Raw genomic sequence first — 21,824 nt, forward strand, 5'->3', positions numbered from 1 at the left:
TAAATAATAGTTATAAATATGAATACACAAGAATTTGTACAAAATTTTGTAAATCTGTTTGATGAAACAGATGCAGCAGAAATCAGCCTTTCTACAGAGTTCAGAAGTTTAGATGAGTGGAGCTCTCTAATTGCCCTATCAGTTATTGCTATGGCTGATGAGGAATACAATGTAAAACTAAAAGGTGATGATATCAAAGCAGCTCATACTGTAGAAGATTTATATAATGTAGTGAAAAGCAGAATGTAATAACTATGTACAATCCTTTTTCATTAGAAAATAAAACTATTTTAGTAACAGGAGCTTCTTCTGGTATAGGAAAGGCGATTGCTATAGAATGCTCTAAGATGGGAGCACAAGTAGTTATCACGGGGCGTAATGAACAACGTTTACAAGAAACCTATAAGCAGTTAGAAGGTACACAGCCCGCTTATATAGTAGCTGACCTTACCAAAAAAGAAGACATTGAAACCTTAGCAAACCAAATAGATAGTTTAAATGGGTTAGTAAATTGTGCTGGACTTACAATTCCTAAACCTTTTAAGTTTCTGCAAGAAGAGGATATACAAGAGGTGATGACAGTTAATTTTAATGCGCCTCTATTATTAACTCAGTTACTCGTTAAGAAAAAAAAGCTACAAAAGGCATCATCCATAATATTTATCTCATCTATTTCGGGGACAAAAGTATCGTATATAGGAAATAGTATTTATTCAGCATCAAAAGGGGCAATCAATGGGATTTGTAAAGGATTAGCTTTGGAGTTGGCCTCACAACAAATAAGAGTAAATACTGTAATACCAGGAATGGTTGAAACCAATATTGTTTCAGGAGGAGAGGTAACACAAGAGCAAATGGAAGCCGACAAGCAAAAATACCCTTTAAAACGTTATGGAAAGCCTGAAGAAGTAGCGTATGCAGTAGTTTATCTTTTGTCTGATGCCTCTTCTTGGGTAACAGGTTCAAATCTTCTAATAGATGGAGGATACACTTTATTGTAAAATTATGAAAGCATATATTAAAGCACTAACATACGCTCTTCCCAAAAAAGCACTTACTAATAAACAGTTAGTAGAAGAATTTCCAGAATGGAGCGTCGATAAAATCGCTAATAAAGTGGGTATACACACCCGCCACATAGCAGATGAGAATGAAACTGCAGCAGACTTAGCAGTGAGAGCTGCTGGGAAACTTTTTGCTACGGAAACTAATATCAATAAAAATGAGATAGACTTTGTGCTTTTCTGCACTCAAAGTCCTGATTATTTTCTACCTACTTCTGCTTGTTTAATACAAGATAAATTAGGTTTACCCACTACTTGTGGCGCTTTAGATTTTAATTTAGGATGTTCAGGATATATATATGGCCTTTCTTTAGCCAAAGGGCTCATTATGGGAGGAATTGCTAAGAATGTACTATTCCTTACAGGAGAGACCTATACTAAACATTTGCACCCCAAAGACAAAGGAAATCGCACTATTTTTGGAGATGCAGGTTCCGCTACACTTATATCTACCGAAGGATTTGCTGAAATAGGTAATTTTAGTTTGGGGACAGATGGCAAAGGAGCTGAAAATCTAATCGTAAAAACAGGAGCTTTTCGTCATAAAAGTTCTTTAAACGACTTAAAATTTGATGAAAAAGCAAATCCTATTGCTTCTGATTATTTATTTATGAATGGTTCGGAAATTTTTAACTTTACTATTGATGTTGTACCCTCTTTGGTAAGCGATACATTAAACAAGAATAAACTCTCTAAAGAGGATATTGATGGTTATGTATTTCATCAAGCAAATGCTTTTATGCTGAATTTTTTGCGTAAGAAACTAAAAATAGAAGAAGAACTATTTCATTACTATATGAGTGAAGTAGGGAATACCGTTTCAGCTACTATCCCTATAGTACTCTGTGAAAAACTAAAAGAGAATAAACTAAAAGGAAATCTCCTCCTTGCAGGTTTTGGCGTAGGCTATTCGTGGGGAGGATGCATATTGAAAATTAATTAAAAATGTACGATATTCGCTATGCAAAGAAAGAGGATTTACCTCTTATTATAGAATTTTTGGACACCCATTGGAAAAAAAATCACAGTTTAGTGGTCTCAAAAAAACTAATGGATTTTCAACATTTAAATCCTATTACAGGAGATTATAATTTTATTATTGCCCAAAATAAGCAGACGGGAAAGATTGATGCCCTTAAAGGATTTATTCCTATTTATCAATATGATAAAAAATTGTATCAACAAGAAAATGATACTTGGGCTGCTATCTGGAAAGTGAGAAAAGATATAAAAAATGATGAGGTAAATAATTTAGCTGTTTACTTGTGGGAAATGTACTTCAATTTACCTAATAGTAGGTCTTTTGCAAGTATAGGACTAAGTAATGATGCTATAAAAGTACATAAGGCTACTAAAAATTTAGTAGATATAGTGAAACAATATTACATTCTCAATAATTCTGTCGAAAATTTTAAAATCGCTAAAGTTGGGCATAACACAAAATCAAACAAAAAGGAGAATGTTTCTATAAAAAAGGTAATTATAAAGGATAATTTTGATATTGAACCTCTTACTGAAGAAAGTATACAAGCAGGGGAGTATAGACCTAAGAAATCTATAGAATATCTAAAAAACAGATATTTATATCACCCAATCTACAGATATAAATTTTGGGGTGTTTTTGTAGAAGATAAGCTGAAAGCTATTTGGGTTATTCGGATAGTGAAAGTAGGAACAGCCAAAGCACTGAGAATAGTAGATATGTACGGTGCTGGGGCAGAAGTACTTCCGTGTTTATATAACCAAATACAAAAATTATTATCAAAATACGAGGCTGAATATATAGATTGTTTAAACTATGGTTTCGCTGAAGAAGTATTTGAAACAATGGGATTTTCAAAATTAGATACCTCAACAAATGAGGTAATTATTCCTAATTACTTTGAACCCTTTGAACAACAAAATATATCGTTATATTTTACCTATAAGTTGAAAGATAAAAATGATCGATATGTAATATTCAAAGGTGATGCCGATCAAGACAGACCCAATATAATTCAATAGAAAATGGAAAATCAAAATCTAACAGTAGTGATGTACCACTACGTGAGAGACTTAAAACACTCAAGATACCCTTCTATTAAAGGGCTTGATGTAGCTCTTTTTAAAGAGCAAGTAGCTTTTTTGAAGAAACACTACTCTTTTGTAACCGTTGAAGAAGTTATAGCAGCTACACAAGGTATTCATAAACTACCATCTCACCCTGTTCTTCTTACTTTTGACGATGCTTATATCGACCATTTTACTTACGTATTTCCTATTTTAAAAAACGAAGGGGTACAAGGGGCTTTTTATGCACCTGTAAAAGCTATTACTCAGCACAAAGTATTGGACGTAAATAAAATACATTTCATTTTAACTTCAACTCCAGAAGAGAAAATGTCGTCTCTATTAAAAGAAATAGCTTTGTTATTAGATAAATATAGAGAAGTGTATCATCTGGAAAGCTTTGAGTTTTATTACAAAAAGTTAGCTCAATTAGATAGATTCGATACTAAAGAGGTTATTTTTGTTAAGCGACTATTACAAGTTGAATTAGTTGAAAAGCTGAGAAATATTATCACAACAGAACTTTTTAAGAAAATAGTAGGAGTTGAGGAAGGTACTTTTAGTAGAGAGCTATATATGTCGGAAGACCAAATGAAGTATATGGTTAGCGCTGGTATGCATATAGGAAGCCACGGTTACGACCATTATTGGTTGGGCTCTTTGCCAAAGGAAAAACAAGAAGTAGAAATTAAAGAATCTTTAAAATTTATAGAAAATATAGGTGGAGACATAAAACACTGGACTATTTGTTATCCTTATGGAAATTATAATGATGATACTATAACTCTTTTGAAGGAAAATCATTGTGCTTTAGGTTTTACAACAGAAGTAAAGTTAGCAGATATAAATAACCAAATGGGAGATAATGTATTTAAAATTCCCCGTTTGGATACTAATGATTTGCCTAAAGATGCAAAAGCATTACCTAACAATTGGTATAAGTAATTTTATGAGAAAAATTTGTGTCATAACAGGTACAAGAGCCGAGTTCGGCTTATTGAGACCTCTGATTGAACTTATTTCAAAAGATGAAAAGCTACAATTGCAACTCATCGCTACTGGGATGCATCTCTCTCCTGAGTTTGGTTATACTCTTGATGAGATAACCGCAGCAGGTTTTGTAGTCAATAAAAAAGTAGAGTGCTTGCTCTCGTCAGACACTTCTGTAGGTGTTTCAAAAACCATTGCCTTAGCTATTTCAGGCTTTGCTGATGCCTTTGAGGATCTACAACCCAATTTGGTAGTAGTTTTAGGTGATAGGACAGAAATATTAGGAGCGGTGATAGCAGCTGGAATGGCTAACATTCCAATAGCTCACTTACACGGAGGTGAAACTACTGAAGGAGCTTATGATGAAGCTATTAGGCATAGCATTACTAAGTTTAGTCATTTGCACTTCACCTCTACAGAAGTCTATCGAAAAAGAGTAATACAGTTGGGAGAGCAACCTGATACAGTATTTAATGTAGGAGCGATAGGCTTAGATAGTATTAAAAAATTAGAGTTATTAGACAGGGAGACTTTTGAAAAATCTATTGATTTTAACCTTAAAAAAAGAAATGTACTCATTACTTATCATCCCGTAACGCTAGAAAAAGAAGCTCCTATACAAACTTTTGAAAACATCCTGCAAGCCTTAGATGTGTTGCCTGAAACAGGACTTATTTTTACACACGCTAATTCTGATAAGAACGGGCGTATCATCAATAAAATGATTACTGAATATGTAAATAATCACAAAAATAAAGCAGTTGCTTTTAAATCGTTAGGACAGTTGCGTTACCTATCAGCCTTACAATTTGTAGATTTTGTAATAGGTAACTCTTCTTCTGGGATTTTAGAAGTACCTGCTTTTCATATTCCTACTATTAATATAGGCGACAGGCAAAAAGGACGTATTTGCAATGAGAGTGTAATCAATAGCTCTCATACTTTGGAGGATATCAGAAAAAGTATTACTTTTGCTCTCAATAAACAGTTTAGAGAGAAAATACAGCAACAAGAATCACCATATGGCAATGGTACAGCTGCTGAAAAGATTTTAAAAGTAATAAAAGAACATTCTACTATTTCTTTGAAGAAATCATTTTACAACATTGATTATTAATATATACTACAATGAGAACTGATGTATTAATACATAAGAACAAAAACTTAGTAGAGGGACTACAACGCCTGAACGAATTGCGTAATTTGAGCCGGCTAATTCTCTTTGTGGTAGATGATAAGGATAGAGTTGTAGGCTCAGTTACGGATGGTGATATACGCAGGTCTATCATCGCCGAACAAAATCTACAGAAAACTCTAGGAGAGATTGCAAACCCAGATTTCAAACGACTATATCAAAAAGATAGCTATCAGAGTTTTGAGAAGTATAGAAAAAGCGATATAAAAATTCTACCTATCCTCAACCAAGAAGGTAAAATGGTAGATTTGATAGATTTAGAATATACCAAAGCTCAACTCCCTTTAGAAGCAGTAATTATGGCAGGAGGGCGCGGTAAACGCCTAAGTCCACTCACTGATACTATCCCTAAACCAATGTTGCGATTAGGTGATAAACCCATCATAGAACACAACATAGATAGGCTCATTAGTTTTGGAATCAAAAAGATTTATATATCAGTAAAATACCTTGGTGAGCAAATAGTAAACTATTTGGGTGATGGTAGCCAAAAAGGTATTACTATAGAGTATATTTGGGAAGATGAACCTTTAGGTACTGCAGGTGCTTTAGCTCTAATAAATAACCTAAGTTCTGAACATATTTTGCTAATGAATAGCGACTTGTTTACCAATGTAAACTTCGAGTCGCTTTACCTAAAACTCATCAATGAAAATGCAGATATGGCAGTAGCCTCTACTGAGTATAAAGTAGATATCCCTTATGCTGTATTTGAAACCCAAGAAGGACGAGTAATGAACTTTAAAGAAAAACCTAGTTTTATATACCACTCAAACGCTGGTATTTATATACTCAAACGCTCCTTGATTGCTAAAATAGAAAAAGGCAAGTATTGCGATATTACTGATGTAATGGAGCGATTAGTAGCTGAAGGAGGTAAATTAGTCTACGACCCCATCATAGGCTATTGGATAGACATCGGGAAGGCTGTAGATTATGAACACGCACAAGAGTTTATTAAACATTTAGAACGCTAAGCTATGTATAATAATAGAAAAATATTGGCTATTATCCCCGCAAGAGGAGGTAGCAAAGGGCTGCCAGGCAAAAATATAAAGCCTCTATGCGGTAAACCTTTGATTGGGTGGAGTATAGAGCAAGCCCAAGCAAGTGAGTATATTGATGAAATATTTGTTTCAACTGATAGTAGTGAAATTGCAGCTGTAGCTGAGAGTTTTGGTATAAAAGTACCTTTTTTAAGACCTTCAGAATTAGCAACAGATACTTCTCCCTCCTCAGCATTTGTCCTACATACAATAGCATATTATCGTACCAAAGGACAGGAATTTGACTACATACTACTATTAGAACCTACTTCTCCTTTAAGAAAAAAAGGAGATATAGATAATTGTATTGCCCTTTTGGAAGAGGAGAGTGTAGGAGTAGTTAGCTTGGGAGAAGTGCATACAGAACATCCTTTCATAGTAAAAACAATAAAAGATAATAAAATAAATCCTTTTATAAAAGATGCTAAAAAAGTTACCCAAAGACAAGAGTTATCTAAAGCCTATTTTCCTTATGGAGTAGCCTATTTAGTAGAAGTCTCTTATTTTGAAGAAAAAAACCTTTTTTATAGTGAAAAGTCTAAACCTTATTTTATTGAGCGTTGGCAAAACTATGAAGTAGACGATATCTACGATTTTTTGTGTATAGAAACAATTCTAAATTATAAAAAGAACGATATACTATGAAATTTTTAGTAATTGGTTTGGGATCAATGGGTAAAAGGCGTGTGAGATGTTTGCAAGCCTTACAGTATACTGATGTAGTAGGCTTTGACCCCCGAGAAGACCGAAGAAAAGAAGCAGAAAATAAGTATCATATAAAAACGGTAAAATCCTTAGACACTGAGGATTTGTCTAACTTTGATGCTTTTATTATTTCTACTCCTCCTAATTTGCATACCTACTATGCAAAAATAGCAATTGATTATAACAAGCCAGCTTTTATAGAGGCAAGTGTCATTATTGAAGAAGTAAAAGAAATGCTTGATTACAACCAAAACAATACTTTTATTGCCCCTTCTTGTACTTTCCGTTTTCATCCTATTATAAAGGATATTACTAAGATTATAAAGAGTGAAAAGTATGGGAAAGTAACCAACTTTTCATATCATTCAGGACAATATCTACCCGATTGGCATCCTTGGGAAGGAGTAAATGACTTTTACGTTTCAAAGCGTATTATGGGGGGAGGAAGAGAAATTGTACCTTTTGAGCTAACTTGGATAGTAGATACCATAGGTTGGCCTATTTCAGCTAAGGGAGTCTTTGAGAAAACAATTGATTTTGGTTGTGAAATAGAAGATTCCTATGCTTTTACTTTAAAATACGCCGATAAGGTAGGTACAATTCTTGTAGATGTAGCCTCTCGTTATGCTGTTAGAAACTTGATAATTAATCTTGAAAAAGCCCAAATACAATGGAAATGGGATGAGGCTACTTTCCATTTGTATGAAGTAGAAAATGGCAGATGGATACATTTTGAACAACCTCAATTTGAATCTGCTTCAGGATATAACAAGAATATCGGTGAGAAAATGTATATTGATGAAGTGAATAGCTTCATAAAGGGAATTGAAAACCCTAAACACTATCCCAATACAGTTCAAGACGATATAAAAGTACTAGAATTATTAAATCAAATAGAAAAATCAGATGGAGGTTTCTAAAATGAATTATAGTCAACGACTCAATAATCTAATCCCTGGTGGTTGTCACACTTATAGTAGAGGAGACGACCAATACCCCGAAAATGCCCCTCAAATATTTGAAAGAGGTGAAGGTGCTTATCTTTACACCCCCGATGGGAAAGAATTCTTAGACTATGGTATGGCTTTGAGAGCTATTACTTTAGGCTATGGTGAAAAAAGAGTTGCCAATGCTGCTATTGAGCAAATTTGGAAGGGAAATAACCTTACACGTGCCTCAGTGATAGAATTAGAAGCAGCTGAGGCGATGGTAGACCTTATACCAAGTGTAGATATGGTAAAGTTTGCTAAAAATGGATCAACAGTTACTTCTGCTGCCGTGAAAATGGCACGTGCCTATACAGGTAGGAAATATATCATTCGCTGTTTGGATCACCCTTTCTTTTCTTATGATGATTGGTTTATCGGAGATACAGTGCTTACTCGTGGTATTCCTAAAGAAAACTATGAGCACACAGTACACTTTAGATATAATGATATAGAGTCATTAGAGACTTTGTTTGCTCAACACCCTAATCAAGTAGCTGGTGTAATTTTAGAGCCTGCCACAGGGGAGCATCCTAAAGATAACTTCTTGCAAAAAGTAAAAGAATTATGCCATAAAAATGGAGCTTTGTTTATCCTCGATGAAATGATTACTGGTTTCCGTTGGCACTTGCAAGGAGCACAAACTTACTATAATGTAGAACCTGATCTTTGTACTTTTGGTAAAGGTATGGCTAATGGATTTTCAGTAGCTGCCCTATGTGGTAAACGAGAGTTTATGAAAATAGGAGGTATCAAAGAAATTGGAGCAGAACGTGTATTCTTAACCTCTACTACTCACGGCGCCGAGATGTGTGGTTTAGGAGCTTTAGTAGAAACTATAAAATTCTATAAAGAACACAAAGTGGTAGATCATTTATGGAACTATGGTAGAAAATTAGTTTCAGAAATGAATGCTATTGCAAAGGAATTACAAATAAGTGATTATTTTGCAGCTACAGGAATTGAATGTTCTCCTAACTATATTACAAAAGATACTAATAAAGAAGTATCATTGGCTTTTAGAACACTCTTTTCGCAAGAAATGATTAAAAATGGGGTTTTAATACCTTGGATTGCTATTTCGTATGCCCATACTGATAAAGAATTAAACAGAACTCTTGAAGCTGTACGGAAATCATTACAAGTGTATACCAAAGCACTCAATGAAGGAGTAGATAAATATCTAGTAGGCAGCACTATCAAACCTGTATTTAGAAAATATAACTAATGAAAATAGCCTTAGTTTCACTCAACCAAAGTTGGGAGAATAAAGCCGAGAATAAGCAAAAGGTAGAAAAAACATTAAATCTTATTACTGAACATTGCTCTGATATCAATTTGGTAGTATATCCTGAAATGACCCTCACAGGTTTTACAATGGAAAGTCAAAAGGTGAAGGAAGATGAATTTTCGTCAGAAACGATTACTTTCTTTCAAGAACAAGCTAAAAAACATAATGTATCTATAGCTTTCGGAGTTGTTCTGACAAAAGGAGATAAAGCTACTAACAACTTGGCTGTAGTAAACAATCAAGGTGTCTTGCTAACTACTTATGCTAAAATACATCCTTTTTCGTATGCTAATGAAAATGATTTTTACCAAGCAGGTGAAGAACTGAAAAAGCTAACTATCGCAGGAGCTACTATAGGCCTAACCATCTGTTACGACTTGCGCTTCCCTGAACTTTACCAAGCATACTCTAAAGATTGCTCGGTGATACTAAATATAGCCAATTGGCCTGAGCGTAGAGTACCCCATTGGTGGGCACTTATCAAGGCAAGAGCTATAGAAAACCAAGTGTTTATGGTGGGTGTAAATCGTATAGGGAAAGATGGCAAAGGATTGTTATATGTAACCTCATCGCACATTGTGTCACCTTATGGCGAAGTGCTGAGAGGGACATCTCTCTCAGAAGAGGTAACCCTATATGAACTCAATCTTGAGGAAGTAACTCAATATAGAACTGAATTTCCTGTGAAAAACGATAGAAAAACAACACTGTACAAAAATATATTATGAGCGAATTAGTAAAAGACAAAATAGTAGTAGTTACTGGCGGTGCTGGTTTATTGGGCAAAACCTTTTGTCAAGCTATAGCAGACAATGGAGGTCTTGCTGTGGTAGCGGAATATGATATTACCATAGCTGAGAAACTATGTGCTTCATTAAAAAATGCCAGCATAGTACCTGCAGAAGTTGATATTACCAATAAGATTTCCGTTGAAACTCTTATCACTACTATTTCCAAAAATTATGGCAAAATAGATGCTTTAGTAAATAGTGCTTACCCACGCAACAAAAACTACGGAGAACACTTCTTCGAGGTAACTTACAATGACTTTTGTGAAAATGTAGGAATGAACTTAGGAGGTTACTTCCTTACTTCACAATTGTTTGCAAAATATTTTTATGAGCAAGGCTATGGTAATATTATCAACCTAGCCTCTATTTATGGGGTAATAGCACCACGTTTTGAGATTTATGATAATACCCGAATGACTACACCTGTAGAGTATGCTGCTATTAAATCGGGCTTAATACACCTCAGCAAATATATGGCTAAATACTTTAAAGAGAAAAATATTAGGGTAAATACTATTTCTTTAGGAGGTATAGAAGACAAACAACCTGAATCTTTTCTAAAAGCGTATAAAGAGTTTTGCTTAAACAAAGGAATGCTCAACGCTAAAGATATTTCAGGCACTGTGTTGTTTTTGTTATCAGACCTTTCAGAATATTTGAATGGACAGAATATAGTAGTAGACGATGGTTTTACATTGTAGAAAAATATATAAATTGAAAAAATGAATAACAAAGAAGATATTGTAGCTCAATTTTTAGCTTTTGAAAAGAAAAATAATCTTTTTGATCTACAAGATTCAAAAGGCACCTATTATTGGGATATCATTAGATATTATGTGTGTGTCAAATTGAGATATCAGGAAGATCCCTTGATTAAAAAGAAACAAAGGAAAAACTATTTATTGATTTTAAAAAGAATCCTTGATTTTTTTCTTATTTTTTTCACCTATTCAAAAAAACAATATTTATTTTATCTGGCTTCTAGAGATAACGATACTCATAAAAAGAATATAGACAGAAATTTGAAGGCTTCTTATGATTTACTAAAAGAAAAAAAACTTTTATTAATAGAGTCTTTTAACCCTAACTTAAAAGGTACCTATTTTTTACCTCAAAACATTTATTACAAATTATTTAGGAAGAAATATTTTGATTTTACGAATGTCTTGAATCTTTTAAATAATTCTTTTGGAGAAACAAAAATTAGCAATGAATATCTTAATGCTATATTGAACCATTACTATTCTGATTTATCTTTCTTTAAGAAAATATTAAAGAGACATAAAGTGGAAGAGATTTTTATGACTCAAAATGGAATACAAAAAGGACTTATAAAAGCAGCAAAAGAATTAAATATAAAAATTTTTGAATTTCAACATGGTGTGGTATATAAAAACCATTTGGCATATAATTATCCAACAGAATGTTTAAATGAAAAAGTATATCTACCTAATACTATTTTTTCTTTTTCTCCTTTTTGGTTTCAAGATGTTTTTCTACCAAATGTTAATATTGTGCCTATAGGTAATGATTTTTTATATAATTCTATAAAAATTAATAGCTTAACTAAACCTAAAAAAGATTTATTAATAATATCAACTAGTGTTTTTGGAAAAAAACTTTTAAATTTTATAAAAAATGATGCTTTTCAAAAAAAGACTCAAAATATCCCTATTTTTTTCAAATTACACCCTAATCAATTTGATGAAAAAGAGTATTATATAGAAAGCCTAAGAGAATTTGAGAATGTAGAAGTTATTAGCAATGAATTTTCTGTAAGCGATCTGATAGAAAAATGTGATACTATTTTTACAATCATATCTACTACTATCTATGAGGCATTACAATCTCAACGAAGAGTAATCCTTTTGAAAGAATTTCCTTATGAAGATCATAAACATATTTTTGATAGAAAAAATTTGCATTTGGTAGATACAGTTGAAGATTTTATTTCAGCTCTTAATACTGAAATAGTAATAGATAAAAATGTGACATTTTTTGCTCCTTTTGACAAGGAAGCCTTTCTAAAAGCATTATGAGTAAACTGCTCAAACAATCGGTCTTGTATGCTATAGGGGAGATTGTACCTAAGCTGGTAAGTTTCTTTTTATTGCCTATCTACACCCACTATCTTTCTAAAACAGATTATGGGATTATCAGTTATACCAACTCTTTTGTGATGTTCCTCTTTGTCCTTTGTGTACTATCACTCAATTCTTATGTGCTACGATTCTATTTTGAAAAAGAAGATGAAACTTATCGCAAACGATTGTTAGGTAATTTCTATATTATCATTGCGGGGGTTAATATTTTATTATCTCTTTTAGCGTATTTCTCACTGCCTTTTATTATTGAAAAATACCATATACAGGTGCCTTGGAATCCCTACTTTAAATTAGCTGTTATTGCAAATTTTTTAGAGGTATTTTCTGTGATTCCTTTGGTGTTGTACCGTGTAAAGCAACAAGCTAAATGGTTTACTATTTTGAGTTTGAGCAGAACCCTATTACAGATGTTGCTAATATTTCTTTTAATAGTAGTTTTTAAATGGGAAATATTAGGGCATTTTTACGGAAGATTATTCAGCCTAATTCCTTTTTTCTTTATCTATTGGGTCATTATTGCGCGCAATGCAACTCTTAATTTCAATTTTACAGAACTAAAAAAAGGACTTGCTTTTTCAACTCCCCTGCTACCAGGAGCCTTAGCCTATTTAGCTTTAAGTCTTTCTGATAGAATTATCTTGGAGCGCTTTGTCCCTATGGCACAAATAGGAATTTACAGTTTAGCTTATACCTTAGCTCTTACTCTTAATATTGTAATACAAGGTTTTTATAAAGCCGTAGAACCAGAAATCTTTCAACATTATGGAAAAGATAGTTTTAACTCTTTTATAAAAAAAACACAAAATACTTTCTTTTTAGTAGTGTATATGGGAGCAATGTTTATCACCATATTTAGCCAAGAAGTATTTAAAATAATGGCTTCTAAAGAATTTTATGAAGGATACTTATTAGTGCCTATTTTGATGATAGGTGTGATTATGACGGGACAAAATGTAATTTTTGGAGGAATCATCATAGCAGAAAAGAAAAGTAAGATTTTGGGCGGTGCTACTATTATAGGAGCTATAGTAAGTGTAACTTTTAACCTTTCGTTAATGAGGTATGGAGGTGTTTATATAGCAGCTATCTCTTCAGCAGTATCCTTTGCCCTAATGAACTTTATTCTTTATAGCAAGATGAACTATGAGGGAAAGAATTTAAAATCGTCTTTATTAGCTTTATTATTCTTTATTGTCATTACCTTTGGATTGTTTTATGGTATGAATATTGTTTCCTCTTGGTGGAGTATAGTGATTAAAATATTATTACTATCTTTATACTTTATTTTACTATTAAGAGTGTTTAATATACACTTAAGAGATTTAGTAACTATTATAAGAAGAAAATAATGAGACTTTTCATCAGAATATTTAATAAATTAAATAGGATTTTTCTCAACTTGTATTATAGTACTATCTTTAAAAAGTTAGGAAAGAATTCCTATATACAAAACCCCATTAAATTACAAGGAACAGAACGAATTTCCATAGGTTCTAATGTTAATATCGGTTGGGGAGCTTGGTTAGCTGCCTTTCCTCATACTGGTTTTTTTAAAGAGTGCGAACTTGTTATTGAAGATGGAGTGTCTATTGGGAATTTTGCTCATATTTATGCTACTAAAAAGATCTGTATCAAAAAAAATGTACTTATAGCAGATAAAGTATATATTTCTGACAACTTGCATGGTTATGAGGATATTAATACTCCTATTATAAAACAACCTATTATACAAAAAAGAGAAGTTGAAATAGGAGAAGGATGTTGGATAGGAGAAGGTGTTTGTATCATAGGAGCTAAAATAGGTAAAAATGTTATTATAGGAGCTAATGCTGTGATTACTAAAGATGTTCCTGATTATTGCGTGGCTGTAGGATTGCCTGCACGTATTATAAAAAGATATAACCTAGAAAAACAAATTTGGGAAAATGAAAAAAATGTTAAAAACAATCAACAAAACCTTAATAAAGAGGGGGGGGGTATTTTATAAAACGAAAAATATGGTTCTTACTAAACAAACCTTTTTTTAAATATTTAGGGGAAGGAACTTTCATTGATTCTCCGCTAAAAATAACAAAAAAGTATATTGAGTGTGGAGAAAAAGTCCATATTTGGAAGTTTTGTCGAATAGAAGGAGTTAGTCAATATAATAAACAAACATATACCCCTAAGATTATATTTGAAGATGGTGTAACAATTCAACAGCTTCTACACCTAACTTGTGCTAACCAAATAAAAATAGGTAAAAATACAGCTGTAGCTGCTTCCGTGACTATTACAGATATTCATCATTCTTATGAAGATACTACTATTCCTATTGAACAACAAGATATTGAAGTGGGTGAAGTAATGATTGGAGAAGATAGTAAAATATACAATAATGCAGTAATTCTACCAAACACAAAATTGGGAAAACACACTACAGTAGGTGCCAATAGTGTTGTGTCAGGTATTTTTCCCGATTATTGTGTAATAGTAGGAGCGCCTGCTAAAATAGTAAAACGCTACTGCTTTGAGCTACAAAAATGGAGAAAAACAGATAATAATGGTAATTTTATAGAGTAATGGAAAAAATACTTATTACAGGAGGTGCTGGCTTTATAGGATCTAATCTCGCTTTAGCTCTCCTCAAAAAAGGACATCAAGTAACAGTACTTGATAACTTATCAGAACAAATTCACGGCAAAAATCCTGAAGAAACCTCTCCTTTATATTTGAGTATAAAGAACAAAGTGCTGTTTATTAAAGGAACAGTGGCTTGTCGCGAAACTTTGCAAAAAGCTATTGCCGATAATACCGTGATTGTACATTTAGCTGCGGAGACTGGTACAGGGCAATCAATGTATGAAATACAACATTATACTGATGTCAATATAGGAGCTACAGCTTTGTTATTGGATATTCTTACCAATGAGAAACATTCGGTAAAAAAAGTAGTAGTAGCTTCCTCTCGTGCTATTTATGGAGAAGGCAAGTACTACAATAAAACTAAAAACACCTTTGTTTATCCTCTACAACGTACCGATGAGGATATGCAAAAAGGAGATTTTGAAGTAAAAGACCCTCAAAATCATTCTGATGTCCTTGAATTAGTTGCTACTACTGAAGATGCAATTATTCACCCTACCTCAGTATATGGCATCACCAAACAGGTACAAGAACAATTGGTAATGACAGTATGTCCTACTATAGGTATTGCAGGGGTGGCTTTCCGTTATCAAAATGTATACGGTCCAGGTCAATCACTTAAAAATCCTTATACAGGCATCCTTTCCATTTTTTCTACCCAAATAAAAAATGGCAATGGCATCAATATTTTTGAAGATGGAAAAGAAACACGCGATTTTGTATTTATCAGCGATGTAGTAGATACTACCGTTTTGGGTATAGAAAAAGAAACAGCTAACAACCAAGTATTCAATGTAGGAACAGGAGTAGCTACTGATGTGATCACTGTAGCGAAAGAGCTTTCAAACAACTATGGTATACAAGTACCCATTACTATATCCGGCAACTATCGCTTAGGAGATATCCGCCATAATTACGCCGACATCACTAAAGCAAGACAATTGTTAGGCTTTGAACCTAAAATATCTTTTAAAGAAGGACTAAAACAATTCACTGATTGGGTAAACACTCAAGAAGTAGAAGAAGATAAATACCAACAGTCTATAGACGAAATGAAAGCCAAAGGATTGTATAAATAGGTATGGAGAAATATTTAGATTCAAAAAAAGTACTTTTTATGGCTCCAATTTTTTTTGGGTATGAAAAAGATATACAGGCTGAATTAGAAAAACAAGGAGCTAATGTTACTTTTATAGGAGATGATAAAAAACTATGGAATAAGAATTTGTCTACCATCAAAACGATAGTAAAAAGAGCGTTTGACTATCTTTTTGTTATCAAAGGAGAGTTTGTACAAAAATCTGTTTTGGAACTTTTTAAAGAATCTAACCCTAAGGCTGAATGTATATTATATCAATACGATACTCTAAAAAGATATCCTCATATTATCAAACTATTTGATTTTTTTGATAGAGTATATTCATTTGACATAGAAGATTGTCAGCAGTATAACCTTATTTTAAGACCTTTGTTTTTTGTAAATGTAACAAAGGCTACCCATTCAAAAAAGAAATACGATGTTTCAACAGTATGCTCTTATTATCCTGAAAGACAAGAGATACTCTTGAAACTAAAAGAATATTTTAAGAAAAATAATATATCTTACTTTTTTTATGTATTTTTGCATTGGAAAAGTTTTGTTAAAAAATTCTCGAGTATAAGGAGAAGTTTTTTTGATATTGATCTAAAGACTCTTTCTAAAGAAAAAATGTTTGATATTCTAAATTGTACTAAAGTTATTTTAGATATTCCTGCAAAAGGGCAAGATGGACTTACAATGCGTACTTTTGAGGCAATTGGAAAAGAAAAAAAACTGATTACCACCAATCTTTCTATTGTAAAGTATGATTTTTTTAATCCTCATAATATTTTTTTGTTAAAAGAAGATAATATAGAGAAAATAAACCATTTTTTAACCATAGAAGCACAAAATATAGATAAAGAAATATTAGATAAATATTCTCTTTCTTTTTTTGTAAGTCAATCTTTTGTGATTTAATTGTAAACTATCTTAATTCAATTGAAAATTGAGACTATAAATAAGTATATTTTCTATTCTTTAATAGTAATCTTTTTTATTCTTCCTGAACCTTTACAAAAGATTTTTAGGATAGGGTTAGGTGTGTTTTTTTTGTATTATGCCTATACACTAATATATAATCGCAAGATCTCCTTTTATAATATTGTAAAAATTCATTTATTGATTATCGCTATCTTATTGGTAATATTAAAAGGTGGGTATCAAACTTCAATAATAAATATTTTACTATGTGTTTTTGGAGTTTTTGTAATTAAAGATTCTACTATATATAATTATAAAGACGAGAGGATTTTTAAATATCTATACTACTTATCAATCTTTTCAATGATTTTACAATTATTGTTTTTTAGATCTCAAGATGGGCGACCTAACTTATCTTATGAAATAAACCTTTCTGGAGCTTATTTATTCCTATTTTTTTTATTGAGTGTTATCACAAAAAAAAGAATTGGAGAACTCTTTGTTATAGCAGCTTCCTTTTTATTATTAAGCAGATTGCTTATTTTTGCTATAGCATTATATTATGTATTTATATTGATAAGAAATATCATTCCTAAAACTATCTTTAAAATTAGTTTTAAATATGTTTACTCTCTATTAGTGGTAGTGTTCTTTATTTTTAACTTTTGGTTCTTACTAAATGTAACAATAGAAAGTGCTTATAAAAGTGATACAAGTAGAGTTACAGAATTAAATGATGGATCTAATAAATTGAGATTTTTGATAAACTCAAAAGTAATTATGGGATTGTTTATAGAGAAAGATGAAAAATTTAAATTTGGATATGGTCAGGTTTCTAAAGGACTTTCTGAAGAGTATTCAAGTAAATATACTTTAATGCCTCATAATGAATTACTAGATTCTGTTGTTGAATTTGGCTATGTCTTTACAATTATTTGTTTTATTTTTGTATTTCCTATCTATAACACTTTTTTTAATAGAAAAGGAGTCGCTATTTTAATGCCCTTGTTTCTGTATTCATTGATCTTATGGGTCCGGTTTTTCATTATTCCGAGTTTTGAAATGATCTTTATATTATATCTATTAAAAATAAATTCTTTAAAAGATGAAAAAAATAGCATTTTTAGTTCACAACATACATTTTGGAGGTGGAGGAGAAAGAGTTGTAGCCAACTTATCTAATATGTTTGTTGAGAAAGGATACTTTGTTACTATTATTTCTCTTTGCAAAAAAAAAGATACATTTTCTTTTGAATTAAATAAAAAGGTACACATTGATTATTTAAATACCAATAGCTTTAAGATTGAATATTTTAATAAATTGAAATCATTGTTTTGCTTGAGAAAATATTTCAAAACACACACTTTTGATTTTGTTTTAGGAATAGGTACCTACCTCAATATTTTATTAGCGCTCTCTAACAGAAGGGATGTTAAAACAATTGGTTGTGAACATAGTCATTTTTTTAATGTTTCGCCCTTTTGGATTTTCCTAAGAAAAATACTTTATAAAAAATTATCAACTGTGGTATCATTAACTAATGAGGATACTAAAAACTTAAAGAAAGTTAGTAAAAAAATTGTTGTTATTCCTAACTCTTTATCCTTTGAGATTAAAGGAAAAGCTCAGTTAATAGAAAAAAAAATAATCGCTATAGGCAGAATTTCTTATGAAAAAGGATTTGATTTAATGGTAGATATGTTTTCTGAATTTTGTAAATCTAACAAAGATTGGAAACTAGAATTAATAGGTAGTGGGAATGATGATAAAAAAAATAAAGATTTAATCAAAAAACATAAGTTAGAAGACAAAATAAAACTTTTACCTGCTACAAACGATGTTATATCTGCTTATATGAATGCCTCGATATACTTAATGACCTCTCGTTTTGAAGGTTTGCCAATGGTGCTTTTAGAAGCATCAGAATGTGGTTTACCTATGGTTGCCTATGATTGCAAAACAGGTCCTTCAGAGATTATTAAAGATGGAGAGAATGGTTTTTTGATACCTTGCTATGATAAAAAAATGATGATAGAAAAATTAAATCTATTGTGTAATAACTTTGAATTGAGAAAAACAATGGGAGAAAAAGCAAAAAAAATGGCTTTGCGATTTGATAAAGATTTTGTTTTCTCAAAATGGGAAAACTTATTTAACACATTAGATCAGAAGAATTATGATTCCTAAAAAAATACATTATTGTTGGTTGAGTGCTGATCCCTTGCCTGAATTAGCTCAAAAATGTTTGTCCTCGTGGAAACAATTTTTGCCTGATTATGAAATTGTACTATGGGATCTAAACAAATTTGATATTAATTCAACTCCGTGGACAAAAGAATCTTTTGAATCCAAAAAGTACGCTTTTGCTGCTGATTATATACGTCTATATGCCCTTTATACAGAAGGAGGCATTTATTTAGATTCTGATGTAGAAGTGATTCAATCATTTAATAATTTCTTAAATTGTGAATCTTTTATAGGTTTTGAAAGTAGTGGTGATATAGAACCTGCTGTTTTAGGAGCTGAAAAAGGTTCTGCTTGGATTGGTAAATCTTTAAAGTATTACCAAAACCGACATTTTGTAAATTCTAAAGGAAATTATGACACTAAGCCTTTACCAATTGTTTTAGAACAATTTCTCAATTTAAAGAATATTGATAAAAAAAATATAACTAAAAGTAATAATATATGTTTTTATCCAGCAGAATACCTTTCTCCAAAGAATTTTCATACAAAAAAAATTGAAATTACTCCTTTTACTGTGTCTATACATCATTTTGATGGTAGTTGGTTGAATGAAAGTTTAAAGGATAAAATAAAAAATATAATTCACAATCTAATTCTTAAAATATTTGGTAAAAAGAATCATAAAAGAATTGTTAATTTCATTCGTTACTTTAATAAATGACCTTCACTGTACTCATATCGCTATATCAGAAAGAAAAACCTGAATTTCTAAGAGAATGCTTGGAGAGTTTAAAAAATCAAACGCTTCCAGCGACTGAGATTGTAATGGTTTATGACGGAGCTATTACCTCTGAATTGGAGGAAGTAGTAACTCAATATACAACAGTTCTTCCCATAAAAGTAGTACGTTTGGCAGAAAATGTAGGTTTGGGCAAAGCACTAAATGAAGGCTTAAAATACTGTTCTTACAATTGGGTATTACGTATGGATACTGATGATATTTGCTTGCTTGATCGTTTTAAGAAACAAATAGAGTTTATAAAACAGCATCCTAATGTAGTTTTATTTAGCGGACATATTGCCGAATTTTCAGATAATAAAACAATAATCACAGGCTATAGAAAAGCACCTATTAGTGATAAAAGCATTAAAAAATATGCACTTTCAAGGAGTCCATTTAATCATATGACCGTTGCTTTCCGCAAAGATATTATTGAAGAAGTAGGAAGTTATCAACATCATCTTTTTTTAGAGGACTACAATCTATGGTTACGTATCATTGCTAAAGGCTATGAAGTAGACAATATAGATGAAGTACTTGTTTATGCTCGTGTTGGGAATAATATGGTCGCACGCCGCAGGGGGAAACAGTACATTAAAGGAGAATGGGATCTCTATAAACTGAAAAGAAAACTAAAATTGCAAAATGCTTTTTGGGGCTTTTTCACTTTTTTATTACGAGTAATCCCAAGAATGCTTCCTACAAAAATACTTAAAAAAATCTATACTTTTTTAAGAACAAATACAAAAACTCTTCCTCAAACCTTTTGAGTGTTAGAGAATTTTGACAGAAAAGGATTTTAGAAAAAGATGAATTTCTATAAAAAGAATACACTTTTTGTAAATTATCTTCTACTTTTACCAATTTTAATCATATTAGTTATTCTCCTTTATTATTTTTTTAGTTCAAAATAACTATATTGTTTATTTTTGAAGATTAATAGCTGTGCAACTCTATTATTCTATTATAAGAATTTGTCTAAACAATAAAAACTCAAAAACATTTAAAAAAGACTGTCAAAAATTACTCTTTTTCTTGGATAGAGCTTTGGAATATCAATTGGGATAATGAGTTGTTGTTTTTCCTATGGCAAGAAAAAGTATTAGAAAAAGTAAATCAAAAAAGTATTTCAAGAGACAATATATTGTCATCAATGTATTACTATAGGAATAAGCAAAAAAAGAACCCTTCCTTCTTTAAAGAAATAGCATTTCTTAGTTCGAGCATTGTAATAACAATATTAAATTTTAAAAAAGACACTAATGAAAAAGAGTTCTTAACTTGGGCTACATATATTCTATTGATTAGTTTGACTTTTTTATGTTTAAAGTTTTCTACCTATATCTTTTAAGTTTGAAAGAAGTGGATAATAACAAATATAGAAAAATGGAAGACCTCTGTGAGTATCTGCTTGAAAAGATGAAGTAAAGAGCTTCTCTACTCAAATTATTTGTTGAAAAATATCTTTCTCATTTACAAATATATACCTATAAAACTTTCGTGTCCATCTAAAAAATATTTTCATAAATCAGTAATATTTGAAATATTTTTTATACCTTCACAAAAACAAATCACCAATGACAAAAAAAGCACTCATTACAGGTATCACAGGGCGAGATGGCGCCTATCTCGCCGAATACCTCCTCAAAAAAGGATATGAAGTACACGGTATGAAACGCCGATCCTCTATCCTCTCTCTTCAATACCGACCGTATCGACCACCTCTACCGAGACCCTCATTTAGAACACCGCAAACTCATCCTACACTACGGGTATGAATATCACACGCCTTGTCCAAGAGGTACAACCTGATGAAATCTACAACCTCGCAGCGATGAGTCACGTGCACGTGAGTTTCCAAACACCCGAATACGTCGGTAACGCCGATGGTCTGGGCACCTTGTGCATCCTCGAAGCAGTACGCCTCTTGAGGCTTACCGAAAAAACGCGTATCTATCAGGCTTCTACCTCCGAACTCTACGGTTTAGTGCAAGAAGTACCTCAAA

The 21,824-nt window shown here is 31.8% G+C and carries 22 protein-coding genes and 1 pseudogene; all 23 read left to right on the plus strand.

Annotated features, from left to right (window positions below; translation table 11 throughout):
* Positions 1 to 18: 18 nt before the first annotated feature.
* Positions 19 to 249 carry an acyl carrier protein gene (locus C3V44_RS09265; protein ID WP_009750601.1) on the plus strand — a complete coding sequence of 77 codons (231 nt, stop codon included), beginning with the start codon at positions 19 to 21 and terminating at the stop codon, positions 247 to 249.
* Positions 250 to 254: 5 nt separating this feature from the next.
* Positions 255 to 1,001 (plus strand): SDR family NAD(P)-dependent oxidoreductase, encoded by a 747-nt coding sequence (locus C3V44_RS09270; protein ID WP_106096266.1) that lies wholly within the window; start codon positions 255 to 257, stop codon positions 999 to 1,001.
* 4 nt (positions 1,002 to 1,005) lie between these two features.
* Positions 1,006 to 2,007 (plus strand): 3-oxoacyl-ACP synthase III family protein, encoded by a 1,002-nt coding sequence (locus tag C3V44_RS09275; RefSeq protein ID WP_106096654.1) that lies wholly within the window; start codon positions 1,006 to 1,008, stop codon positions 2,005 to 2,007.
* Between the two features lie 2 nt (positions 2,008 to 2,009).
* A complete protein-coding gene (locus C3V44_RS09280; protein ID WP_106096267.1) occupies positions 2,010 to 3,068 on the plus strand; it encodes a hypothetical protein in 1,059 nt (352 codons plus the stop codon).
* Positions 3,069 to 3,071: 3 nt separating this feature from the next.
* Positions 3,072 to 4,058, plus strand: coding sequence for a polysaccharide deacetylase family protein (locus C3V44_RS09285; protein ID WP_106096268.1), 987 nt, complete (start codon positions 3,072 to 3,074; stop codon positions 4,056 to 4,058).
* 4 nt (positions 4,059 to 4,062) lie between these two features.
* Entirely contained in the window at positions 4,063 to 5,220 is a 1,158-nt protein-coding gene (neuC, locus tag C3V44_RS09290; protein ID WP_106096655.1) for a UDP-N-acetylglucosamine 2-epimerase, read from the plus strand.
* Positions 5,221 to 5,231: 11 nt separating this feature from the next.
* A complete protein-coding gene (locus C3V44_RS09295; RefSeq protein WP_106096269.1) occupies positions 5,232 to 6,275 on the plus strand; it encodes a nucleotidyltransferase family protein in 1,044 nt (347 codons plus the stop codon).
* A 3-nt stretch (positions 6,276 to 6,278) separates the two neighbouring features.
* Positions 6,279 to 6,989 carry a cytidylyltransferase domain-containing protein gene (locus C3V44_RS09300; protein WP_106096270.1) on the plus strand — a complete coding sequence of 237 codons (711 nt, stop codon included), beginning with the start codon at positions 6,279 to 6,281 and terminating at the stop codon, positions 6,987 to 6,989.
* Complete coding sequence (locus C3V44_RS09305; protein WP_106096271.1) at positions 6,986 to 7,969, plus strand: Gfo/Idh/MocA family protein; 984 nt, start codon at positions 6,986 to 6,988, stop codon at positions 7,967 to 7,969. Before C3V44_RS09300 ends, C3V44_RS09305 begins: the two co-directional genes overlap by 4 nt.
* A gap of 1 nt (position 7,970) precedes the next feature.
* The gene (locus C3V44_RS09310) at positions 7,971 to 9,263 is read left to right on the plus strand and encodes a glutamate-1-semialdehyde 2,1-aminomutase (protein ID WP_106096656.1); all 1,293 of its coding nucleotides are present in this window, start codon (positions 7,971 to 7,973) and stop codon (positions 9,261 to 9,263) included.
* Positions 9,263 to 10,054: a nitrilase-related carbon-nitrogen hydrolase gene (locus C3V44_RS09315; RefSeq protein ID WP_106096272.1), complete on the plus strand. Its 792-nt coding sequence runs from the start codon at positions 9,263 to 9,265 to the stop codon at positions 10,052 to 10,054. The genes C3V44_RS09310 and C3V44_RS09315 overlap by 1 nt, the downstream gene beginning before the upstream one ends.
* On the plus strand, positions 10,051 to 10,818 hold the full coding sequence (locus C3V44_RS09320; RefSeq protein ID WP_106096273.1) for an oxidoreductase: 768 nt from the start codon (positions 10,051 to 10,053) through the stop codon (positions 10,816 to 10,818). The genes C3V44_RS09315 and C3V44_RS09320 overlap by 4 nt, the downstream gene beginning before the upstream one ends.
* A 21-nt stretch (positions 10,819 to 10,839) precedes the next feature.
* Positions 10,840 to 12,156, plus strand: coding sequence for a hypothetical protein (locus C3V44_RS09325; protein WP_106096274.1), 1,317 nt, complete (start codon positions 10,840 to 10,842; stop codon positions 12,154 to 12,156).
* Positions 12,153 to 13,571: a lipopolysaccharide biosynthesis protein gene (locus C3V44_RS09330; protein WP_106096275.1), complete on the plus strand. Its 1,419-nt coding sequence runs from the start codon at positions 12,153 to 12,155 to the stop codon at positions 13,569 to 13,571. The genes C3V44_RS09325 and C3V44_RS09330 overlap by 4 nt, the downstream gene beginning before the upstream one ends.
* The gene (locus tag C3V44_RS09335; protein ID WP_106096276.1) at positions 13,571 to 14,209 is read left to right on the plus strand and encodes a DapH/DapD/GlmU-related protein; all 639 of its coding nucleotides are present in this window, start codon (positions 13,571 to 13,573) and stop codon (positions 14,207 to 14,209) included. Before C3V44_RS09330 ends, C3V44_RS09335 begins: the two co-directional genes overlap by 1 nt.
* Before the next feature lie 278 nt (positions 14,210 to 14,487).
* Positions 14,488 to 14,784 (plus strand): hypothetical protein, encoded by a 297-nt coding sequence (locus tag C3V44_RS09340; RefSeq protein WP_106096277.1) that lies wholly within the window; start codon positions 14,488 to 14,490, stop codon positions 14,782 to 14,784.
* On the plus strand, positions 14,784 to 15,926 hold the full coding sequence (locus C3V44_RS09345) for an NAD-dependent epimerase/dehydratase family protein (RefSeq protein WP_106096278.1): 1,143 nt from the start codon (positions 14,784 to 14,786) through the stop codon (positions 15,924 to 15,926). The genes C3V44_RS09340 and C3V44_RS09345 overlap by 1 nt, the downstream gene beginning before the upstream one ends.
* A gap of 2 nt (positions 15,927 to 15,928) precedes the next feature.
* The gene (locus tag C3V44_RS09350) at positions 15,929 to 16,846 is read left to right on the plus strand and encodes a hypothetical protein (protein WP_106096279.1); all 918 of its coding nucleotides are present in this window, start codon (positions 15,929 to 15,931) and stop codon (positions 16,844 to 16,846) included.
* A 201-nt stretch (positions 16,847 to 17,047) separates the two neighbouring features.
* The gene (locus C3V44_RS09355) at positions 17,048 to 18,031 is read left to right on the plus strand and encodes a hypothetical protein (RefSeq protein ID WP_129588187.1); all 984 of its coding nucleotides are present in this window, start codon (positions 17,048 to 17,050) and stop codon (positions 18,029 to 18,031) included.
* Positions 17,955 to 19,037, plus strand: a complete 1,083-nt coding sequence (locus C3V44_RS09360; RefSeq protein ID WP_106096281.1) for a glycosyltransferase family 4 protein — start codon at positions 17,955 to 17,957, stop codon at positions 19,035 to 19,037. The genes C3V44_RS09355 and C3V44_RS09360 overlap by 77 nt, the downstream gene beginning before the upstream one ends.
* Entirely contained in the window at positions 19,027 to 19,758 is a 732-nt protein-coding gene (locus C3V44_RS09365) for a glycosyltransferase family 32 protein (protein WP_106096282.1), read from the plus strand. Before C3V44_RS09360 ends, C3V44_RS09365 begins: the two co-directional genes overlap by 11 nt.
* Positions 19,755 to 20,588 (plus strand): glycosyltransferase, encoded by an 834-nt coding sequence (locus C3V44_RS09370; RefSeq protein WP_106096283.1) that lies wholly within the window; start codon positions 19,755 to 19,757, stop codon positions 20,586 to 20,588. Before C3V44_RS09365 ends, C3V44_RS09370 begins: the two co-directional genes overlap by 4 nt.
* 807 nt (positions 20,589 to 21,395) lie before the next feature.
* A pseudogene (locus tag C3V44_RS09380) lies at positions 21,396 to 21,823 on the plus strand (GDP-mannose 4,6-dehydratase); the annotation flags it as partial.
* Between the last annotated feature and the right edge of the window lies 1 nt (position 21,824).

Origin of the sequence: Capnocytophaga sp. oral taxon 864 (assembly GCF_002998835.1) — a bacterium.
Classification (GTDB): domain Bacteria; phylum Bacteroidota; class Bacteroidia; order Flavobacteriales; family Flavobacteriaceae; genus Capnocytophaga; species Capnocytophaga ochracea.